Origin of the sequence: Bowdeniella massiliensis, from assembly GCF_023634005.1 — a bacterium.
Taxonomy (GTDB): domain Bacteria; phylum Actinomycetota; class Actinomycetes; order Actinomycetales; family Actinomycetaceae; genus Bowdeniella; species Bowdeniella massiliensis.
In genome coordinates this window covers 61,704-82,532 of sequence record NZ_JALIQR010000013.1, presented here as the reverse complement: position 1 = coordinate 82,532, position 20,829 = coordinate 61,704, and the positions used below count along the sequence as shown (strand labels likewise).

Below are 20,829 nucleotides of genomic sequence, written 5' to 3'. Positions count from 1 at the left end.
AATCAAAGACCCCACCTAAGAACCCCCACCACCAAAACAAAGAAGACCCCCGGAATTTCTTCCGAGAGCCTTCTCGCTGTCAACAATGCTTTGACACATCTGTCAACTATGTCCCGATACAGGACATGGTGGCGGGTGAGGGATTCGAACCCCCGAAGCATTCCGCGGCTGATTTACAGTCAGCTCCCTTTGGCCGCTCGGGCAACCCGCCGTGCACGCAAGTGGTGCGAAGGCCAGATTAGCAGGAGATGGGCGCCAGATACCAAATCGGCAGCGCGTGAGACCCGTCGCGATTTTGGCGATAGTGTGGGCAACTAGCGGGCGCCAAGCGTCCAACGTGACAGACGACACCACACACGAGGAGTATGCCGTGGCTGATTCATCATTCGACGTCGTAAGCAAAGTCGACCGCCAGGAGGTCGATAACGCCCTGAACCAGGCCGCTAAAGAGGTGGCACAGCGCTACGACTTCAAGAACGTCGGGGCGTCGATTTCGTGGTCGGGCGATTCCATCGTCATGGTGGCAAACTCCGCGGAGCGGGTGCTCGCGATCCTCGATGTCTTCCAGTCCAAGCTCGTGCGGCGCGGTGTCTCGCTGAAGGCGATTGACCTCGGCGATAAGGAGCCGAGGGCCTCCGGCAAGGAGTACCGCCTGGAGGGCACGCTGAAGGAGGGCCTCAGCCAGGAGAACGCGAAGAAGCTGACCAAGCTCATCCGCGATGAGGGCCCGAAGGGCGTCAAGGCCCAGATCCAGGGTGATGAGCTGCGCGTGAGCTCGAAATCACGCGACGCCCTCCAGGAGGTCATTGCTCTCCTGAAGGGCGCCGATGTGGATGCTGCGCTGCAGTTCGTGAACTACCGCTAGCCGGGCGGTTAGTAGCCGGCCATTTTCTCTAGCCGCGCGATGCGATCCGCCATCGGCGGGTGGGTGGAGAACATCTTCTTCAGCCCCCCGCCGCGGAACGGGTTCGCGATCATGAGGTGGGAGACCGACTGCAGGTTCGGGGTATCGGGAAGCGGACGGGCGGCGACGCCGGACTCGAGGCGCTTCAGAGCGCTCGCGAGGGCCAGCGGGTCGCCCGTGAGCTTTGCCCCGTCTTCGTCGGCGTCGTATTCGCGGGTGCGGGAGACCGCGAGTTGGATGATGGTCGCGGCGATCGGGGCAAGTAACGCCATCGCCATCAGGGCGAGCGGGTTGCCGCCCTCACGATTGCGACCACCGCCGAAGAACATGAGGAACTGCGCGATAGAGGTGATGACGCCACCGATCGCTGCGGCGACCGAAGACGTGAGGATGTCGCGGTTATAGACGTGCATGAGCTCGTGACCGAGCACGCCGCGCAACTCGCGTTCGTTCAGCAGGCGCAAAATGCCCTCGGTGCAGCACACGGCCGCGTTTTGCGGGTTGCGGCCGGTGGCAAACGCGTTCGGCTGATCCGTCGGCGCGATGTATAGGCGCGGCATCGGCTGATTGGCGCGCATGGCGAGTTCCTCGACCATGGCATATAGCTGGGGCGCCTGCTCGCGGCTGACGGGGTAAGCGTTCATCGAGCGGATCGCGATCTTGTCGGAGTTCCAATAGGAGATGAACGTCATGACGAGGCCGCCCACGGCGAACAGCCACAGGAAGCCAGGAGTGTTGGTGCCCCTGGCAACGAGCGCGCCGATCGCCATCAGCAGCGCCCACATGCCGCCGAGCAGCGCGGCCGTTTTTAGCCCGTTGTGATGGTTATGCATATCTAGGTCAACGCTTCGTCAACGGCGAGTATTCCCCGCGGTGATGGTTAATAGAGGGTCCCGTCGTGCTCTTCGCCACGGGAGATCGCCGTCATGGTTTCGCGTTGGACGACCTTGACCCGTTCCCGGGTGCCGCCGCCCGGCAGCTCGCCATGCTTGGCGCCGAGTTCCCGCTCGTAGGCATCGAGCAGTTCCCAGCCCTGCCACGTCGTGTAGCGCACGCCGCGCTCGTCGAGGTCCGCCATCATGGCGTCGTGGCCGATGGCATCGGAGGTGGCATGCAGCTTGCCGGCTTCGGCGTCGGCGACGAGGTGGCCGATTGTTTGCTGGGCGTCGGACTTGGTGGAGCCGATGAGGCCGACCGGGCCGCGCTTGATCCAGCCGGTGGCGTAGATGCCGGTCATAACCTCGCCGTCGTCCCCGATCACGCGGCCTTCATCGTTCGGAATGACCCCGCGGGCGGAGTCGAAGGGCAGGCCGGGCACGTCGCAGCCGGAGTATCCGACGGCGCGGTAGACGGCCTGGACGGGGGTGTCGATAAATTCGCCGGTGCCGCGCACGGTGCCATCGCCGACGAGCTCGGTGCGCTCGGTGCGGATCGCTTCGACGCGCTCGGTGCCGAGGATTTCGACGGGGCGGTGGAAGAAGTGCAAGTGGATGCGGCGCGAGGCGGTGCGCTCGGCGGGGTCCTTCAGCGTCCAGTCGACGAGGGTTTTCACGACCTGCTTCGTCTGGTTGGAGGTGCGGATCGCTTCTTCGCTGCCCTCGTCGAAGTCGAAGTCTTCCTCGTAGACGATGACGTCGACATCGGGCACCTTGCCGAGCTCGCGCAGCTCCAGCGGGGAGAATTTCACCTGGGCGGGGCCGCGGCGGCCAAAGACGTGGACGTCGGTGACCGGGGAGGATTTCAGCCCTTCAACGACGTTGTCCGGAATCTCGGTGGGCATGAGGTCCTCGACATGCTTGGCGAGGATGCGGGCAACGTCGAGCGCGACGTTGCCGTTGCCGATGACCGCAACCTGCTCGGCCTCAAGCGGCCAGGTGCGCGGGTAGTCGGGGTGGCCGTCGTACCAGAAGACGAACTTGGAGGCACCGAAGGAGCCCTCGAGCTCGACGCCGGGGATCGGCAGTGGGGCGTCGTCATCACTGCCGGTGGCGAAGATGACGGCGTCGTAGTGGGCACGCAAATCCTCGACGCTGATGTCCTTGCCGACCTCGACGTTGCCGATGAGGCGGATATCGCCGCGCTGCAGGATCTTATACAGGGCGACGATGATCTGCTTGATGCGCGGGTGGTCAGGGGCGACGCCATAACGCACGAGGCCGTAGGGCGCCGGGAGCTTTTCGAACAGGTCGATCGCCACGTTGAGTCCGGATTTCGCGAGAATATCCGAGGCGTAGATTCCTGCGGGGCCTGCACCAACGACGGCGACGGACAGGGGCTCGGTGTTACTCACGGGGAGGGCATCCTTCACGGTAGCGGGCAAGGGTCAACTAACCGGTAGTGTATCCGGCTATTTCTTCGCCTTCACCCGGGCTTTTTCTAACGGCGTAGCGACGTCCTTCACATATTCGTACTTCGAGCGGTCGAGTCGCTCGTAGTTCGATTCACCCGCGGAGGCCGGCCGCGAGGGAATCTCGATTTCGCGCGGCTCCAGTCGCTGCCAGGGAATGCGGGTGAGGATGTCGTTGATGACGTTGATCCGCGAACGTTTCTTGTCCTCGGACTCGACCGTGTACCACCGCGCCCACGGGGTATCAGTCGCGGCGAACATCGTGTCCTTCGCGCGCGAGTAGTCCTCCCAACGGGTGATGGACTCAACGTCCATCGGGGACAGCTTCCACCGTCGCATCGGGTCTTCGGAGCGGGAGCGAAAACGTGCTTCCTGCTCGGTGTCCGACACCGAAAACCAGTACTTGATCAGGCGGATCCCGTCGTCGACGAGCATGCGTTCAAAATCGGGAGCTTGGCGCAAGAATCGGTGGTATTCCTCGGGGGTGCAAAACCCCATGACGTGCTCGACGCCGGCGCGGTTGTACCAGGAGCGGTCGAAGATGACAATCTCCCCGGCGGCCGGCAGGTGCGCGATGTAGCGCTGGAAGTACCACTGAGTCTTTTCCCGTTCCGTCGGCGCTGGCAGCGCCACGACCCGCGCGTGGCGGGGATTGAGGTACTGGGTGACGCGCTTGATTGCGGAACCCTTGCCCGCGGCGTCGCGACCTTCGAACAGGATGCAAATTCGTTCGCCGGTTTCGATCACCCACTGCTGCATCGCGACGAGTTCGCTTTGCAGCCGACGCAGCTCCTTTTCGTAGGCGGCCGAATCGAGCTTCGGCGGGTTACCGGATTTGGAGACGTTATCGTGGGTGGACATGCCCCAATGCTAGGGGTGGTTGCCGCCTTGCGCAGCGCATCGGCCTAGGATTGGCCGCCACCCTCACGCAGGTGTCCGCGGTAGGGGTGGGCGGGATAGCTCCCAAGGATTTTCAGATCGGTGACGAAGAATTCGAGTTCTTCCAAGGCGAGTTGCACGTTCTTGTCATCGAGATGGCCGTCGATATCGACATAGAACTGGGAGGCGAAGAAGGTGCCTCCAATCTGGTAGGACTCAAGCTTGGTGATGTTGACCGAGTTTGTGGCAAATCCGCCCAGGCATTTGTACAGCGCTGCGGGAACGTTTCGGACGCGGAACAAGATCGTCGTGATCGCGGGCCGGGAGGTCGTGATCTGTGGCTCCGGCGAGAGCAGCACGAAGCGCGTCGCGTTCATCGCAGAGTCCTCCACGTGCGAGCGCAGGACTTTCAGATCGAACCGCTCGGCGACGCCCTTGGGAGCGAGTGCCGCGATGCTCGGGTCGCCGAGGAGGGCGACCTCGCGGGCCGCTCCGGCGGTATCGGCGCTGATGTGGGTACGCCAGCCACGCTCCCGCAGCAGCTGGGAGCACTGACCGAAGGCATGGACGTGGCTGCGCACGACCTCGATCGTCTCGAATGTCGCGCTCGGTGCGGCCACGAGGTCGAAGTGGATCGGCAGGAAGAACTCGCCGATGATGTGCAGGTTCGAGTTCGGCAGCAACAGGTGAGGGTCAGCGACGCGGCCCGCGGAGGAGTTCTCCACGGGGATGAGAGCGCGGTCGGCGCGCCCCTCGTGGACGGCATCGAAGGCAGCGGTAAAGGACTCGCACGGGATGACGGTCGCGCCCGGCAGCATCTGCTGAACCGCGGCATCGGAGTTGGATCCTACTTCGCCTTGAACGGCGACCCGCACGCTGGAATTCATACTCGCCACCTTAGCTTTTGGCCGCTTCTTTACCGCAATTGTCCCGCCCAGTAGTCTCGAAGGGTGGGCACCGGCGGAAAGGAAGGCGCACGTCACTTATGGACTTTCGTCAGCTGAAGTACTTCGTCGCCGTCGCAGAAGCCGGCAGCATGTCGGGCGCCGCTCGAACCCTGTTCGTGACGCAACCGACCCTGACCGTCGCAATTCAAAAACTCGAAAAGTCACTCGGTGCGCAACTTCTTGATCGCTCCACCACTCCCCTGTCACTGACGCCTGCCGGTCGCGCACTCGTTGACGGCGGAGCGCCCATCTTGCAGGAGTTAGAGCGACTGTCAGCCCACGTTCGCTCGCTCGGCAGCGAAGATACACAGCGAATCAGGATCGGCTTGACCGTCTTGTTCTCGATGCAGTTCATGCCTCAGATCACGCGGTTTATGGCCAGCCACCCGGACGTGGAAGTCTCACTCGTGCAGTCGGGATCGCGCGCGATGCAAAAAGAAATCGCTGACGGCCAGCTCGACATCGGGGTCGTGTCCTTCCCCTGCTATGAGCCGAACCTCGAAATCACGCCATTAGCCGGCGACTACGGGACGTACACGGTGGCCGCGGTCATGTGTGATGACCTTCCGCTCGCCAGCCGTGCCTCCGTGACGTACGCAGACCTCGCCGGCCAGGCGTTCTCCTCGTTTTCGGACAATTACGTGCTGGGCGAGATGCTGCACGAGCGCTGCCAAGAAGCGGGCTTTACTCCCAACGTTCAGTTCACGAACGACTCGTGGAACGTGTTGCTGTCCTCGATTCTAGACCTCGGGACAATTGGCCTGTTACCGATGCAGCTATCCGAGCTCACCGCCCTCAAAGGGCTCGCCTGGGTGCCGCTTGATGACCGAGTCTCGCACCTGCCGATCGGGATCGCGATGCAAAAGGGCCGGCCACGACCCAAGGCGCTGACGGAACTGATTACCGCGCTGCGCTCCTAACTAGTGGTGGAACGTCGCCCCTCGATCAGACGGCGCCTCTCACGACCAGTGGGCTTGTGCCATCCGTGCGCATCTCCAGCAGCGAGCCAACGGATTGCTCGACCATGGCGGCCACAACCTCGCGAGTGTAGAACGAGATATGCGGGGTTACCAGAACGTTCGGGAAGGACCTTAAGAGAACGAGGTTTCGATGGCGTATCGTGCCAAGGCGGACGTCGCGGTGGAAGTACTCGAGGTCATTTTCCAGCACGTCCAGGGCAGCTCCGGCGATATGGCCGGCTTCCAGGGCAGAGATCAGGGCTTCGGCGTCGATCAGATCACCGCGGCCACAGTTGACGATCGTTGCGCCCTTGCGCATTTTGGCGATCTTGTCGGCGTTGATGACGTGATGGTTCGCGTCCGATGCGGGAGCGTGCAGCGTCACGAGGTCCGACTCGGCCAGGAGCGTGTCAAGGTCGACGTACTCGACGATGCCTTCCAGCTCCGCCTTGGGGTAGGGATCGGCAGCGAGCACGCGGGTACCGAAGGGCTTGATCAGGTTGGCGACCATCGCTCCGATCCGACCAGTACCGATAATGCCGACCGTCGAGTTTCCCAGCTCTGAGCCCTGGCTTCCCATGAGCGAAAAGTCCTGGATCTGGGCGCGGTGCATGACGAGCTTCATCCGACGCAATGTCATAAGAATGAGCATGACGGTGTATTCCGCGACGGAGTTCGGCGGGTATGTCACGTGCCCGACGGTGATCCCGAAGTTTTTCGCCGTGTCGAGATCGATGTGGTCAAAACCGACTGTGCGCGTGGAAATATACTTCACGCCCCGTTCGGCAAGTCCGGCCACGAGTTCGGTGTCAATGATCGACTGCCCGAGGATTGAGATGGAGTCCGTTTCGGGTAGGTCGTTGCGTGTTGCGAGTTCGAGGCGGGTGTTGCGAATGATGATCTCTTCGCCGGTGCGCTACATGCAGGCATCGAAGTCGCCGAGCTCATCGGGTCGAACGTCAAAGGCGACGATGGGGTTAGTCATGGGTGGTCCTTAGATAGTCGCGGACGTGGTGGGCACGTTCTTCGCCCAGCACGATGCGCCGGGCACCAAGCGCGAGGGCTTCCATTTCAAACTCACCGCCAAAGGCGTGAATCGGCGCAATCCATCCGGCACGTTCCCGCACCGCAGCGAGCAATAGTTCTGAGCGGGCCATCCCACCGGTGAGCGCAATAGCATCGACTTCTCCCTTCAGGGAGGCTGCTAGCGCTGCGATCGTCTTAGCGATTCCCAGGGCCAGGGCCTCGAAGACGAGGGCAGCCCGCTCATCGCCTGCGCCAATTCGAGACTCAATTTCACGCAGGTCGGTCGTGCCGAGCAGACTAGCCAGCCCGCCACCGCCCCGCACGGCGCTTTTCAATTCGGCAAGCGGCATGCTGCCGGCGAGTGCGATGAGTTCTTTGATGGGCACTCCCCCACTGCGCTCTGCTGAAAACATGATCTCGTCATCGGAGACAAAGTCGACCATGCGCCCGCTGCTGATCGCACAGGCCGTTGAGCCGCCACCGAGGTGGACGATAATCTCGCTGGCCTCCTCATAGGGCGTGTCAATCGCGTCGGCGAGTTTGCGGGCAACGGCCCGCATGTTGAGGTGGTGGCCGATCGACTTGCGTTCGATTCCGGCTACCCCGGTAATGCGGGCGGCATCCGACATTTCATCCACGGTGACCGGGTCGTAAATGTAGGCGTGCGCGCCGGGCACACCGAATTTCGTCACTAGGGCTTTGGCCAGGGGGCCGCCGAGGTTGGAGGCGTGCTCAAGGACCGGCCGGTTGGTGATGACGTCGAGGAAATCATCGTCCACCTCATATCCGCCCGGCCCGACCGGCCCCACGAGCCCGCCACGGCCAACGACCGCATCAAAGCTGCCCGGATCAAACGTGCTTGCGAGCGCCGCCTCGATGTCGGCTTCCCGGCGAGGCAACTGGTCGGTGATCCGGTCCATGCCTGCGAAGTCCGCGCCGCGGTAGGTGATCTCGTGCCGGAAGATCTCCCTTTCATCGTCGAAGACGGCGATCTTTGTTGAGGTCGAGCCCGGATTGATCGCGAGGATTCTACTCATGCGCCCTCCCCCATCGCGATCGCCAGCTCAATGGAGTAGCGCTTTTCCGCCGCTCCCGCACTGCGTGAGGTCAGGATAATCGGGCACGCCGCCCCGAGCACGACGCCCGCCATCGCTCCGCCACCGAAGTAGATGAGCGATTTCGACAGCACGTTTCCGGTGACGATATCTGGCACGACGATGACACTGGCATCGCCCTTGATCGCTCCCGGGTAATCCTTTTCCTCGGCGATACCTGGAATCAGGGCGATGTCGAGAGAGATCGGGCCCTCCACGGTGATGTCGCGCCCGTCTTTAGCCGCGAGGCGTGCCTGAAGCTCCGCCGAAGGTAGGCGGGGAATGACGGTTTCCGCGGCAGACAGCAGTGCGACCTTCGGGTCGGATACGCCGAGCGCTTGCATGACCTGAACGCCGTGCTCAATGATCGCTTCGCTTTGCTCTTCATTAGGAACCGTCATCATGCCGCCGTCGGTCACGGCGATGAGTCGGTTGAGCTCGCGGGCCTCAAGAACCGCGACATGCGAGAGCACCGCGCTCGAGCGGATTCCGGTTTCTCGATCCACGACTGCCTTGAGGAATACTCCGGAGGCAACATGGCCTTTCATCAGGGCTCCGGCCCGCCCCTCGCGAACGAGGGCCACGGCCAGTGCAGCGGACTCGGCATCATCGGCCACCGTGAAACACTCATAGCTGTCCTTGGCCAGGTGTGCTGCCGCGGCCTGCGGCAGTGACGGCGAGGGATCGATGAGCAACGGGTAGATGGTGCCGGCCGCGGTGAGATCGGCAAGCGAGTCGAGTACCGCGTTATCGCACGCGTTGACGACGGCGATTCCGACGGGCTCCTCCCGTCGAGAAACGAGGTGGTCGAGCTCAGCAAGTCTCTTGATCATGAAGCGTTGTCCTTAGGAGAAGTTGAGGCGGTAATCCTCGGGATCGATGATCGGCACGATCTTCGCGAACACCCGGTTAAAGATGATCCCGAACGCGACCGGAGCGACCACGAAAGCGATGATCGCCTTACCGATGTTCAGCAGAGACCAGCCTTCCAACTCGAAGTAGGCCAGCGGGCCGACGAGTCCGGTAAAACCGAACCCGGCCAACATCGGCGTTCCGGTGATGCCGAGGATTGCGCCGATGATGCCACACAGCGCCGCCGACAAGGAAGCCGATGACGAGCCCCATGACGCCGTTGGAGACTTGGGTCGCTTGCAAGACGACCTCCAGCCATGGCGCGTGCGGTAGGAGGGCCCGCACCAACTCACCCAGCAGAGCGCCGGGTATGAGTGCGACGACGGTACCAATGGCGAGCCCGTTCAGGACGTTCATGGTGAAGTCCTTCGCGGGATGCGCCGTCGCTGGCTGGGTTGCAACTGACATGAGTGGTCTTTCTACTGGTGGATGGCGTGGCCAAGAGCTGCCTCGGCCGCGTCCATGATGGATTCCGCGAGAGTGGGATGAGCGTGGATCGTTGCGACGATGTCGTCGGCGCTGAGCAGGTTTTCCACCGCCAGGCCGAGTTCCCCAATGAGTTCGGAGGCGTTCGGCCCGACAACCTGGGCACCCAGCAGGCGCGAGGTGTCCTTGTCTGTCACGAGGCGCACGAAGCCGACAGCTTCTGACAGTGAGAGCGCGCGGCCATTACCCCCGAGGGGGAACTTCGACTTCTTCACCTCAAAGCCCGCTTCCGTGGCTTCGGCCGCGGTCATCCCGACGGTCGCGATCTCGGGCGAGCTGTAGCACACCGCCGGGATCGCGAGGTAATCGGCCGCCACCGCACGATCGCCGGCAATGGCGGCGGCAGCGACTTTGGCTTCATAGCTCGCCTTGTGAGCAAGCGGAAGGCCGGGCGTGATGTCGCCGATCGCGAAGATTTGCGGTACCGCCGTGCGGCACTGCTCATCGACCTCGATCAGGCCGCGCTCCGTCGTCGAAAGCCCCGCCATCTCTAGGCCGAGCTCGTCGGTGTTGGGCGCGCGGCCGACGCACACGCCGAGGTAGTCGGCCTCGATCGTGTGCTCACCGTCGGCGGTTTCGTACGTGGCGCGCACGTGATCACCATCGACGGCCGTCGCGGTGAGCGTAGCTCCGGTGATGATCTCGATGCCGCGCTTCTTTGCTTGACGAAGCACCGGCGCGACAAGGTCGTCCTCGAAGGCGGCCAGCACGCGATCCAGGCCCTCCAGGACGGTGACCTGCGAGCCGAGATCGGCGTAGGCGCCGGCCAGCTCCATCCCGATATAGCCGCCGCCAACGATGATGAGCCGCTCCGGGATCTCGGGCAGGTTCAAGACCCCGGTGGAGTCTAGGACCCGCTCGGATAGCGGCGCTACCGGCAGCACGACGGGCCGCGAGCCCGTCGCGATGATGCAGTGCTTGAAGGAGTAGGACTGGCCGTAGACGTCATCGAAGATGACGCGCAGCGTCGAGGCATCAACGAAATGCGCCTCGCCCGAGATGACCTCAACACCGTTCTTCTTCAGCAGTCCGGCAACGCCCTTGGTCAAGCGACCAACGACGTCGTTATCCTTCCACGCCTGCGTGGCGGTAAAGTCGATCGTCGTGTTCTCGTTCGTGACGCCGAACAGGCCGGGCGCCTTGGAGGCCGCCACGTGGTGACCCGCCTCGATCAGCGCCTTGGACGGGATGCAGCCCACGTTCAGGCAGGCTCCCCCGACCTTATCCTTTTCGACGACGATGACCTTCTGGCCGAGTTGAGCGGCGCGGATTGCGGCGACGTAGCCGCCCGGGCCGGAACCGATGACGACGAGGTCGACTTCGGATGCAAAATCTCCTACAACCATCGGCTTAGCTCTCCGCAAACAGGTAGTCGGGATCGGATAGGAACGCCTTGAAATCGTTTAGCGCCAGCTGGGCGGCGACGCCGTCGACGAGGCGGTGATCGAAGCCGAAGCTGATCTTCATGACGTCCTTGTAGACGGGGTTCTTGTCCTCATCGGGCAGGAACTCGCCTTCGATGCGCCCGATGCCGATGATGATCGGCTCGGGCACGTTGATGATCGGGGTGGACCACACGCCCGCGGTGGCGGCGCCGCCGACGTTCGTGATGGTGAGCGATCCGCCCGTCATATCGGCGCTCGCAAGTTTGCCGTCCTGGGCGAGGGCGCCGAGGCGCTCAACCTCGCGAGCGATGTCGAACAGCGAGCGACGATCGGCGTCCTTCACGACGGGCACGTACAGGCCGGCGTCGGTGTTGACAGCCACCGTGACATCGATCGAGTCACGGTAGACGATCTCGCCCGCAGCCATGTCCGCGTAGGCGTTGAGGTGCGGGTGCTTCTTCAGCATCGCGACGCACGCCTTGACGAGGTAGGGCGTGTAGGTGAGCTTGATGCCGGCCTCGGCGGCGCGCGGCTTGAGCCGGGCCCGGTGGGCGACGAGCTCGTCGACGACGGCGCGGTCGAAGACCGTGACGTGCGGGATGGTCTGCTTGGCGCCCACCATGGCGTTAGCGGTCGCGCGACGCATCGGGCTCATCTTCTCGCGGCGCTGGCCCGCAGCGGGTGCGATCGGCGCGGCCTGTGCCACTGGCGCTGTCGGAGCCGGGCTGTCCTGAGGCGCCGGGCTCTGCTCAGTTGGCTCGCTCGGGACGCTGTCGGCCGGCGCTGCCTGGAGCTCCGCGTCGACGTCCTCGATCCTAATGAGGCCGGAGCGGCCGGTGCCCTCGATAGTACGCAGGTCGATCCCCTTGCTGCGGGCGTAGTAGCGCACCCGCGGGACGGCCAGCGTGCGAATATCAACGTCCTCGCCGTGCACGGCCTCGCGCGGCGAGCTCATCGTGCCCGGTGCGCTCGGCGTTTGCGGAGCGCTCTCGTCTTCGGCGTCCTTGACAGCGTCGACGCCGGACTCCTCGGCCGCGACCGCGCTATCGTCGGCGGGGCTCGCAGGGCTGCCAGCACCATCGCCGGTATCGATCTCGATGATGACCGAGCCGACGAGGGCCTTGTCGCCCTCCTCGCCGATGATCTTCGTGACGATTCCGGACACCGGGCTCGGCAGATCGGCGGTGGCCTTGTCGGATTGGATCTCGACGAGGGTGTCGTCCTCCTTGACCTCATCGCCGACCTTGACGTACCAGGCGATGATGTCTGCTTCGTGGGTGCCCTCACCAATGTCGGGCAGTTTGAATTGGAACATTGCTGGCCTTCCTAGAACTCGAACGTGGCCTTGGCGGCGGCGTAGATGTCCTTCGCGCCGGGCAGCCACACGCTTTCGGCAGCGCCGAACGGGTAGGTGGTGTCGGGGCCGGAGACCCGCGCGACGGGAGCGTCGAGCTGCATGAAGCAGCGCTGTGCGATCTCGGAGGCAACGTAGCCGCCGACACCGGCAATGTGCTGGGCTTCCTGCACGACGAGCGCGCGGTGGGTCTTGGTGACCGAGGCAGTGAGCGTCTCGAAGTCCACCGGGGCGACCGTGCGCAAATCAATGACCTCCGCGTTGATGCCGTCCTTGGCGAGTTCCTCGGCGGCTTTTTCTGCCTCCCCCACCATGAGGCCGTAGCCGATGATCGAGATATCGCTGCCCTCGCGGCGCACCGCGGCCTTGTCGAGGTCGACGGTGTAGTAGTCCTCGGGAACCTCGCCCTTGACCGTGCGGTAGAGCTTGAGGTGTTCGAGGAAGACCACCGGATCATTCGATTCGATCGACGCGATGAGCAGGCCCTTCGCGTCATAGGCGCTCGAGGGGATTACGACGCGCAGGCCGGGGATCTGGGCGAGCAGTCCCTCGTAGGAATCGGAGTGCAGCTCGGGGGTGTGCACGCCGCCACCGAAGGGGGTGCGGATCGTGATGGGTAGGTTGCGCTTGCCGGCGTAGCGGTAGCGGTAGCGGGCAATATGCGCGACGACGGCGTCCATGCCCTGCAGGATGAAAGAGGAGAACTGAATCTCCGGCAGCGGGCGCATGCCCTGGTCGGCAAGTCCGATCGACATCGCGAGGATGCCGGACTCGGCAAGCGGGGTATCGAAGACGCGGTCGGTGCCGTACTTGGCCTGCAGGCCGTCGGTGATGCGGAAAACGCCGCCGTTCTTGCCGACGTCCTCACCGAAGATCATCGTCGTATCGTCCCGGCCGAGCATCGTGTCGAGGCCGGAGGTGACAGCTTGGGCAAGAGTCATCTCGCTCATGATTAGTTAGCCTCCTTCGCGGTGTAGGTTTCGAGTTGCTCGGTAATCGTTGCCGGCGGGTTTTCATACATCACGGACAGGAAGTCGGTGACCTTCTGGGCCGGGGTCTGGCCCATGAGCTTCAGGGCCTCCTTGATCTCGGCCTTGACCTGCTCGGCGATCTCTTCCTCGCGCTCGATGTCCCACAGCTTCTTGGCAACGAGGACCTCGCGCAGGCGGCGCAGCGCCGATTTGTTTGTCCACAACTCGACTTCGTCTTCGCCGCGGTAGCGCGTGGGATCATCCGACATTGTGTGCGAGCCCGAGCGGTAGGTCAGCGCCTCGATGAGGACCGGACCGTTGCCTGCAAGCGCGTATTCGCGCGCCGAGGCGGTGGCGAGATAGACGGCGACGGGGTCGTTGCCATCCACTCGGATCGCGGGCACACCCGCAGCGACACCCTTTTGCGCCAGGGTCTGGGCGGCGGTCTGGTTCACGACGGGAACCGAGATCGCGTACTGGTTGTTCTGGATCAGGGCGATCACCGGAGCCTTGTAGACCCCCGCGAAGTTCAATCCCTCATAGAAGTCACCCTGGGAGGTGGCACCATCGCCAAGGTACGCGAAGGCCACGCGCTTTTCGCCCTTGCGAGCCATCGCCATCGCGGCGCCGACGGCGTGCATGACGGTCGCACCGACGATCACCTGGGGCACCCAGGCCGAGACGTCCTCGGGGTAGGCGTTGCCCTCGATGTGGCCGCGCCACCACAAAAACGCCTGATGCATCGGCACTCCGTGCTTGATGAGCGGAGCCAGGTCACGGTAGGTGGGGATCAGCAGGTCCTGGGAGCTCAGGGCTTTCAGCGAAGCGAATTGGCTGGCCTCCTGGCCGCCGCCCGGAGCGTAGTTGCCGAGCGCTCCCTGGCGGTTGAGCATGATGATGCGCTGATCAAAGACGTGCGCCCACACCATGTCTTCCATGAGCTCGACAAGGGTTTCTTCCGAGACCTTCTCAAAGGCTTCGGTGTCGAGAATCTCGCCGTCGGGGCTCAGCACCGCGTGCATGGGGAAGTTCTCGCCATAGCTGGCGGCTATCTCCTCCCAGGGGATCTCGGCTAGCGACATCGCGTCCATGTATGACCATCCTCTTCGATGAATTTTTGTGATCTCTACATTCCCTAGACTCGCTGTTTTTACCGCAAAGAAGCAAGGAGATAGCCGTAGTTCTACTTTAGAAGCCCATAGCTGACGTCTATACCCAAGCTGTGTCCCGAAACTTCCAGGCGATCTGAGACCATAGTGGCTGCCTGCAGTGGTCCGGGAGATACTACACAGGTGACTTCCTCGACTCAGCCCCTGGCGGACGGCATTGACCGCAGCGGTTTCGCGCTGGGATTGGGAGCCTACCTCTTGTGGGGCGCGTTTCCGCTCTTTTTTGCGCTCCTGGCGAGCGTTGGCTCGCTTGAGATCGTCGCCCACCGCGCGATTTGGGGACTCGTGTTCTGTCTCGCTGCGCTGCCCGTCCTTGGCAGATGGCGTGAGTTCGTTTCGCTGCTGCGCGATCGGCGCATTACCGCCGCGCTCGCGATAGCGGGCTACCTGGTGGCCGCGAACTGGACGATCTATGTCTATGGCGTCACGAGCGGGCGGACGCTGGATGCGGCGCTCGGCTACTTCATCAATCCCATCGTCACTGTCATCCTCGCCGTCCTCGTCCTGGGAGAACGAATACGGCCCCTGCAGTGGGGCGCGGTTGTTTTCGGCGCGCTCGCGGTGATCGTCCTCGTCGTGGCATACGGCGAGGTGCCCTACATTGCGCTCGGGCTGGCGGCATCCTTCGGGCTGTATTCGCTGGTGAAAAAACAGGTGGGGCCCAAGGCCGGCCCGCTGCCGGGAATGGCCGTTGAGACCTTGGCTATCCTGCCACTTGCGGCACTGTATCTTGGCTACCTCGCCTCGGCCGGGAGCATCTCTGGCGGCCTTGATCGACCCGGAATTTTCGCGCTGCTCGTGATCTCAGGTCCGATCACTGCGATCGTCCTCATGATCTTTGCCGGTGCTGCACGCCGACTCCCGTTGGCATTCCTCGGACTGCTGCAGTACATCACGCCGGCTATTCAGATGGGGATCGGGATACTGGTCTTTCATGAGCCGCTACCGCCCGAACGGCTCGCCGGATTCGCCCTCGTGTGGATCGCGATCTCGCTGCTCATAGCCGACTCTGCTCGATCCTTACGACGCTCCCGTACGCGTTAGCTCTGCTCCAGCTCCCAGTGGGCGGGGTCCGCGATGCGCGGCGCGGCGGCCACGAGGGCGTCGAGGGCATCGTCGATCGTGAACGGGATCTCGCGTTGCGCGATCTCGCGGCACGTGGCGATCAAGGAGTTCACTCGCGCGAAGTTCTCGGTGGCGCGTGCGCTGGCGGTGATGACCGCCTGGACGTGCGCGGCAAGGTCTTCGGGCAGCTGCATTTCGGTGATGGAGGAAGTAAAGAGCTGCAGCACCTGGTTGGGCACATCGAGCGCGTAGGTAGTTTCGGCAACGGATTCCGCGCTGGCGGCGATGAGGCGGCGATTGTCCGAGAAACTTGACCGCATCTGACGCATGCCCTCGCGCAGCGCGCGCGTGAGGTCTTGGATCGAGCGAGCGCTGGCGGCGGCATCGGGTTCGCCATCCATGAGTTCGACCGTGAAATTGGCGATCATCGTCGTGTGTAGGTCGGGAAAGCGCGATGCGGAAGCGGGTGGCCGCCGAGTTATCGGCAAGCGAGTTGTGGGTCTTCACCATGGTTGCCAGCGCCGAGGTGACGATGGGTTGCATCTGGATCCACAGCTGCAGTGGCTGGGCCAGTAGGGCCATGTGCGGGCCGTGCGCGGTAAAGGCGTCCAGCATCTCCTCGGTGACGACGCCCGTCGTCGTATCGCGCGTAATGTCGGCTGCTAGGCCGCGCAGCTCGGTCGCGAGGTTCGCGAGCTGCTCCGCGGCGTCCATCCAGGCATCGAGTTCGCCCATGATGCGGCGTGTGGTGGCCAGGGCCTCGCCGAGCATACCGGTTTCCTGCTCGCGGCTGCGGCATAGCGCTGATTCATGCCGGATTCGAGGTACCCGTCCTCGGCTCGGCGCACGGTGCGATAGATCCCGACGGCGGCCGAGAAGAGCTCTTTCACGACCGGCCGGGTGCGGACCGAGAGGTATCCCCCACCGGGCAGCGGCGTGACCGTCGCGAACGCCACGTACTCTTTGCCATCCAGGGCGCGATTGCGCACGTAGCCGACGAATGGGCTGCCCGCCTGGAGCGTCTCCCACATCGCCTTGAACACGGCACCGGGCATCGCGGGGTGCCGGATGATGTTGTGCGGGGAGCCGAGCAGCTCGGCACGCTGCAGTTGGGCTAGCTGACCGAAGATCGAGTTCGCGTCGGTGATGACGCCGTGATCATCCGTCGTGGAAAAGACAATGTCCGCCACCGGCAGTTCCCGGTAGCCCTCGCTGTCCACATAGCCGTCTCCTACGTCAAGCCATGCGGTTGACGAGCAGCACCGCAAAGTCGGCGAGCGCGTCCTTCACGAGCGAGGCCGGCAGGCCGTCGAGTTCGGCTACCGCATCATCGGCCCAAGAGCGGGCGAGCTCGCGTGCCTCATCCACGACGGGGTGGACGCGCAGCCGCGCGACGACATCGCTGAGGGCGCGATCGGAGCTCAGATCGCCCTCGAGGTCGCTCAGGAGCTGTTCGCCTTCGGCATCGAGCGTGCCGGCGCGCTGGCGCTGCTTCAGCAGCAGGATCGGCATCGTGTCGACGCCTTCGCGAAGGTCCGTGCCCGGGGTCTTGCCCGTCGTTTCCGAGTCGGACGCAAGATCGATGACGTCATCGGCGAGCTGGAAGGCGACACCAACCTTCTCGCCGTAGCGCTCGAGCACCGCGATCTGTTCAGCCGGCGCTCCGGCGAACATGGCCCCGTAGCGCGCGGAAGTCGCAATGAGCGAGCCCGTCTTGTCGGCGAGGACATCGATGTAGTGCGCGACCGGGTCCTGCCCGTCAGCAACGCCGAGCGTCTCATGCAGCTGGCCAAGGCAGAGCCGCTCGAAGGTTTCGGCGTGGATCCGCACCGCTTCGGCGCCAAGGGAGGCGACGATTTGGGAGGCGCGGGCAAACAGGAGATCGCCGGTCAGGATGGCGACGGTATTGCCCCACACTTCGTGGGCTGCAGGAGCCCCGCGACGCAGCGCCGCGGAGTCCATAACGTCATCGTGGTAGAGCGTGGCGAGGTGGGTGAGCTCGACGCCCACGGCCGCCCGTTCCACCTCCTCGTTCACGCCGTCGCCCAGATGGGCGGCGAGCAGCACGAGCATGGGCCGCATGCGCTTGCCGCCGGCGATCGCGAGGTGGCTTGCCGCCTGATCGATCACGCGTTCTTCGTGGGAGGTCGAGGCCTGCAGCCGCGCCTCGACGGAATCGAGGTAGGGCTTCAGGGTCTCGAAGGTCAGCGGCTCACTCACGGCAGTAACTGGCTCGCGTTCGAAAGAAGGTTCAGGACCGGTCCGGGAATGATGCCGAGGAGCACCGTCAAGACGGCGCACGCGCCGATCGCGATGGTCGTCGGGCCCTCAGAGCCGATGGCAACCGTCGACTCATCCTCCGCGTCCGTCAGGTACATCAAGACGATGAGGCGGACGTAGAAGAATGCGGTCGCGGCCGAGGCGATGACCGCCACGACGACGGCCCAGGCAAGGCCACCGGAGATCGCCGCGGAAAACACGACGAACTTACCGATGAAGCCCGAGGTCAGCGGGATGCCCGCAAACGACAGGAGGAAGATCACCATGGCGCCGGCTAGCAGCGGATGCCGCTTACCGAGGCCCGCCCACTGCTGCAGGCTCGTCGCCTCGGAAGTGATGTTGCCGTTCGCATCGACCTCACGCACGAGCGAGACGATGCCGAAGGCGCCGATCGTCGCAAGACCGTAGGCGAGCAGGTAGAACAGCGTTGCTCCCAGCGCCTGCTGCGTCAGCGAGATGACACCCAGGAGCAGGAAGCCGGCGTGGGCGATCGAGGAGTAGGCCAGCATGCGCTTGATGTCGTTTTGGACGACACCAAGGACGGTACCGATAAGCATCGTCAGCACCGCGATGCCGAGCATCAGGGCGTTGAGGTCCCACTGCATGCTGTAGGCGATCGTGTACCAAAAGCGCAGCAGGGCGGCGAAGGCGGCGAGCTTGGTCGCGGCCGCCATGAAGCCTGTGATGGGGGTGGGCGCGCCCTGGTAGACGTCCGGCGTCCAGGTGTGGAACGGTGCCGCACCGACCTTGAACAGCAGGCCGACGGTCACGAGGACGATGCCGGCGAGCAGCAGCGTGTCCTTGCCCGCGACGAGCATGACGGAATCGGCGATCTCGGCAAACCGGAAGGAGCCGGAGAAGCCGTACATCAGCGCGATGCCAAAGAGCATGAACGCGGAGGAGAACGCGCCGAGCAGGAAGTACTTCAGCGAGGCTTCCTGGCTGAGCAGGCGGCGACGACGGGCGAGGCCACACAGGATGTACAGCGGCAGCGAGAGAACTTCCAGCGCGATGAACAGCGTCACCATGTCGGCCGTGGCCGGGAAGACGAGCATGCCTCCCAGCGAGAACAGCACGAGCGGGAAAACCTCGGTCTGGGCGAAGCCCGCACGCGTGTAGTCCTCCTCCTCATAGCTGCCGGGACGGGTCGCACCGGCGGCGACGAACGCGCCATCGCCGAGGCTCGTGCGGTCCGCGATCACCATGAGCGCGAGCAGCGAGGAGATGAGCAGGATGCCCTGGGTCGCCAGTGCGAACGGATCCTCGTGGTAGGACCCGGCGAGCACGCTCGTCGGCCCATCGGCCGCGACGACGGTCCAGCGCCAGACGACCGCGACAATCGCGGCCGCGATCGCCACCATCGAGACCACCAGCTGGATCGTACGGCGTGCCGTGCGAGGCGCGAACGCCTCGATCAGCACACCGATGACGGCGGCGGCGAAGATGATGAGGATCGGGGTGAGCGCACCCCAGGCGATGTCGGGAGCTACGAACTGACTCACTTCTCGCTCCTATCGAAGAGCTGGGCAGAGATGGTCGCGTCGGTCGTGATGGTGTAATCACCGGCCACCGGCGCAACGGTGTTAATCACGAGGGAGGGCAGGACACCAAGGACAACCATGGCGATCGCGAGCGGGACCATGACGGCCTTTTCATTTCCGTCCAGGTCGCTGCTATCGATGAGTCCCTCGGTCGTCGGCGGGCCGGTAAAGACCCGCTGGTAGGGCAACAGCACGTACAGCGCGGCGATGATGACGCCGAGCACCGCGAAGCTGCCGGCCCAAATGTTCGCGCCGAAGGAGCCCATGAGGACCATGTATTCCGGCACAAAGCCAGACAGGCCCGGCAGGGCAATGGAGGCCAGGCCGGTGAACAGGAACAGGCCCGCAAGGATCGGGGTTGTGCGCTGCATGCCGCGGTAGTGCGGGATCTGCACGCTGCCGCCGCGGCGGCCCAAGAAGTCCACGATGAAGAACATGCCGGCGGTCGTGATGCCGTGCGCCACCATGTAGACCATCGAGCCCGTCATCGCGACGGTGGAGCCGATGAAGATACCCATGACGATGAAGCCGAAGTGCGAGACCGAGGTGTAGGAGACCAGTCGCAGCAGGTCACGCTCGGCGACCGCCATCAGGCCGCCCCAGATGATGGAAATGACGGCCAGGATGATGATGACCGGTGCGGCCTTCGCGCTGGCGTTCGGGAACAGCGGCAGGCACAGCATGATCATGCCGAAGGTGCCGACCTTATCGAGAATGCCAACGAGCAGGACCGAGGTACCGGCCGGTGCCGCTTCCGCGGTGTCCGGCAGCCAGGTGTGCACGGGAACCATCGGAGCCTTGATCGCAAAGGCGATGAAGAAGGACAGGAAGATCGCCATCTCCACGCCGGCCGGCATCTGCAAGCCAGCGAGGTTGTCGATGAGGAAACCGTCCGGGCCCTGCGGTCCGTAGGTGTAGATCGCGATGACACCGACGAGCATGATGAGGCCACCGGCGAGCGAGTACAGCAGGAACTTGATCGCGGCCGCGCGGCGCTTGACTCCCCCGTAGCGGCCCACGAGGAAGTAGACCGGGATGAGCATCGCTTCGAAGACGACGTAGAACAAGAACACATCGCGGGCGGCAAAGATCGCGACCATGAAGGCAGCGAGCGAGAGCACGAGCGCGTAGTAGCCGGCCGCGCTGCCGCGGGACTCACCGTCGGCCGGTGCCGGGCGGTAGGCCATGATGACGAGCGGCACGAGGGCGAGCGAGAGCAGGACCATAACGAGGCCCAGTCCGTTCACGCCGAGCGCCCAGCTCACTCCGAGCTGCGGGATCCAGGAGGCCTGTTCGACCAGCTGGATGCTCCCGGCTTGTGCGAAGTCGAAGGAGACTGCGGCCACGATGGCGAGCACGAGCTCGAGCACGGAGATGCCGAGCGCGGTGAGCTTAGCGGTCTGATCCGGAAGGCGTAGCAGCCCGATCGCGAGCGCGCCGAGCGCGGGCAGCGCGATCAGAATCGTTAACCAGGGGAAGGATTCCATTGAGTTTTCTCCTGTTCTTCCCG

The 20,829-nt window shown here is 63.9% G+C and carries 20 protein-coding genes, 1 tRNA gene and 1 pseudogene; 3 read left to right on the top strand and 19 right to left on the bottom strand.

Annotated elements, in window-relative coordinates; all coding sequences use genetic code 11:
* Window positions 1–126: 126 nt before the first annotated feature.
* Window positions 127–211 (bottom strand) — tRNA-Tyr (locus MUN85_RS10060).
* Between the two features lie 159 nt (window positions 212–370).
* Here MUN85_RS10060 and MUN85_RS10055 point away from each other — a divergent pair.
* Window positions 371–865, top strand: a complete 495-nt coding sequence (locus MUN85_RS10055) for a YajQ family cyclic di-GMP-binding protein (RefSeq protein WP_250506577.1) — start codon at window positions 371–373, stop codon at window positions 863–865.
* Window positions 866–873: 8 nt separating this feature from the next.
* Here MUN85_RS10055 and htpX read toward each other — a convergent pair whose 3' ends face one another.
* From htpX to MUN85_RS10035, 4 genes are read right to left on the bottom strand one after another with little or no spacing between them, the layout of a single operon-like run.
* Window positions 874–1,737 carry a zinc metalloprotease HtpX gene (htpX, locus tag MUN85_RS10050; protein WP_250506576.1) on the bottom strand — a complete coding sequence of 288 codons (864 nt, stop codon included), beginning with the start codon at window positions 1,735–1,737 and terminating at the stop codon, window positions 874–876.
* Between the two features lie 47 nt (window positions 1,738–1,784).
* Entirely contained in the window at window positions 1,785–3,194 is a 1,410-nt protein-coding gene (locus MUN85_RS10045) for an FAD-dependent oxidoreductase (RefSeq protein WP_250506575.1), read from the bottom strand.
* Window positions 3,195–3,251: 57 nt separating this feature from the next.
* Entirely contained in the window at window positions 3,252–4,112 is an 861-nt protein-coding gene (gene ppk2 / locus MUN85_RS10040) for a polyphosphate kinase 2 (RefSeq protein ID WP_092562087.1), read from the bottom strand.
* 44 nt (window positions 4,113–4,156) lie between these two features.
* The gene (locus tag MUN85_RS10035) at window positions 4,157–5,017 is read right to left on the bottom strand and encodes a prephenate dehydratase (RefSeq protein WP_092562084.1); all 861 of its coding nucleotides are present in this window, start codon (window positions 5,015–5,017) and stop codon (window positions 4,157–4,159) included.
* A 98-nt stretch (window positions 5,018–5,115) separates the two neighbouring features.
* On the opposite strand from MUN85_RS10035, the gene MUN85_RS10030 reads away from it, so the two are divergent.
* A complete protein-coding gene (locus MUN85_RS10030; RefSeq protein ID WP_250506574.1) occupies window positions 5,116–5,997 on the top strand; it encodes a LysR family transcriptional regulator in 882 nt (293 codons plus the stop codon).
* Between the two features lie 25 nt (window positions 5,998–6,022).
* On the opposite strand, the gene MUN85_RS10025 is transcribed toward MUN85_RS10030, so the two are convergent.
* From MUN85_RS10025 to pdhA, 9 genes and pseudogenes are all read right to left on the bottom strand, one after another.
* Window positions 6,023–6,931, bottom strand: a complete 909-nt coding sequence (locus MUN85_RS10025) for an NAD(P)-dependent oxidoreductase (protein ID WP_250506585.1) — start codon at window positions 6,929–6,931, stop codon at window positions 6,023–6,025.
* A gap of 82 nt (window positions 6,932–7,013) precedes the next feature.
* Window positions 7,014–8,099: a butyrate kinase gene (buk, locus tag MUN85_RS10020; RefSeq protein WP_250506573.1), complete on the bottom strand. Its 1,086-nt coding sequence runs from the start codon at window positions 8,097–8,099 to the stop codon at window positions 7,014–7,016.
* Entirely contained in the window at window positions 8,096–8,989 is an 894-nt protein-coding gene (locus MUN85_RS10015) for a phosphate acyltransferase (RefSeq protein WP_250506572.1), read from the bottom strand. Before MUN85_RS10015 ends, buk begins: the two co-directional genes overlap by 4 nt.
* A gap of 12 nt (window positions 8,990–9,001) precedes the next feature.
* Window positions 9,002–9,259, bottom strand: coding sequence for a PTS sugar transporter subunit IIC (locus MUN85_RS10010; RefSeq protein ID WP_250506571.1), 258 nt, complete (start codon window positions 9,257–9,259; stop codon window positions 9,002–9,004).
* Between the two features lie 15 nt (window positions 9,260–9,274).
* Window positions 9,275–9,425 (bottom strand): annotated as a pseudogene (locus MUN85_RS13075) (PTS sugar transporter subunit IIC); the annotation flags it as partial.
* Window positions 9,426–9,487: 62 nt separating this feature from the next.
* A complete protein-coding gene (gene lpdA / locus MUN85_RS10005) occupies window positions 9,488–10,900 on the bottom strand; it encodes a dihydrolipoyl dehydrogenase (RefSeq protein WP_250506570.1) in 1,413 nt (470 codons plus the stop codon).
* A 4-nt stretch (window positions 10,901–10,904) separates the two neighbouring features.
* Window positions 10,905–12,254 carry a dihydrolipoamide acetyltransferase family protein gene (locus MUN85_RS10000; protein WP_250506569.1) on the bottom strand — a complete coding sequence of 450 codons (1,350 nt, stop codon included), beginning with the start codon at window positions 12,252–12,254 and terminating at the stop codon, window positions 10,905–10,907.
* Window positions 12,255–12,265: 11 nt separating this feature from the next.
* Window positions 12,266–13,243, bottom strand: a complete 978-nt coding sequence (locus tag MUN85_RS09995) for an alpha-ketoacid dehydrogenase subunit beta (protein ID WP_250506568.1) — start codon at window positions 13,241–13,243, stop codon at window positions 12,266–12,268.
* Between the two features lie 2 nt (window positions 13,244–13,245).
* Entirely contained in the window at window positions 13,246–14,355 is a 1,110-nt protein-coding gene (gene pdhA / locus MUN85_RS09990) for a pyruvate dehydrogenase (acetyl-transferring) E1 component subunit alpha (protein ID WP_250506567.1), read from the bottom strand.
* Window positions 14,356–14,556: 201 nt separating this feature from the next.
* Here pdhA and rarD point away from each other — a divergent pair, with 201 nt between their 5' ends.
* Window positions 14,557–15,477, top strand: coding sequence for an EamA family transporter RarD (gene rarD / locus MUN85_RS09985; protein WP_250506566.1), 921 nt, complete (start codon window positions 14,557–14,559; stop codon window positions 15,475–15,477).
* On the opposite strand, the gene MUN85_RS09980 is transcribed toward rarD, so the two are convergent.
* The 5 genes from MUN85_RS09980 to MUN85_RS09960 form a co-directional block, all read right to left on the bottom strand.
* Entirely contained in the window at window positions 15,474–15,926 is a 453-nt protein-coding gene (locus MUN85_RS09980) for a hypothetical protein (protein WP_250506565.1), read from the bottom strand. The two genes, rarD and MUN85_RS09980, sit on opposite strands and share 4 nt — an antisense overlap.
* 234 nt (window positions 15,927–16,160) lie before the next feature.
* Complete coding sequence (locus MUN85_RS09975) at window positions 16,161–16,718, bottom strand: PAS domain-containing protein (protein ID WP_250506564.1); 558 nt, start codon at window positions 16,716–16,718, stop codon at window positions 16,161–16,163.
* A gap of 16 nt (window positions 16,719–16,734) precedes the next feature.
* Window positions 16,735–17,718: a polyprenyl synthetase family protein gene (locus MUN85_RS09970; RefSeq protein ID WP_431603560.1), complete on the bottom strand. Its 984-nt coding sequence runs from the start codon at window positions 17,716–17,718 to the stop codon at window positions 16,735–16,737.
* Entirely contained in the window at window positions 17,715–19,280 is a 1,566-nt protein-coding gene (nuoN, locus tag MUN85_RS09965; protein ID WP_250506563.1) for an NADH-quinone oxidoreductase subunit NuoN, read from the bottom strand. Before nuoN ends, MUN85_RS09970 begins: the two co-directional genes overlap by 4 nt.
* Entirely contained in the window at window positions 19,277–20,806 is a 1,530-nt protein-coding gene (locus MUN85_RS09960) for a complex I subunit 4 family protein (RefSeq protein ID WP_250506562.1), read from the bottom strand. Before MUN85_RS09960 ends, nuoN begins: the two co-directional genes overlap by 4 nt.
* Between the last annotated feature and the right edge of the window lie 23 nt (window positions 20,807–20,829).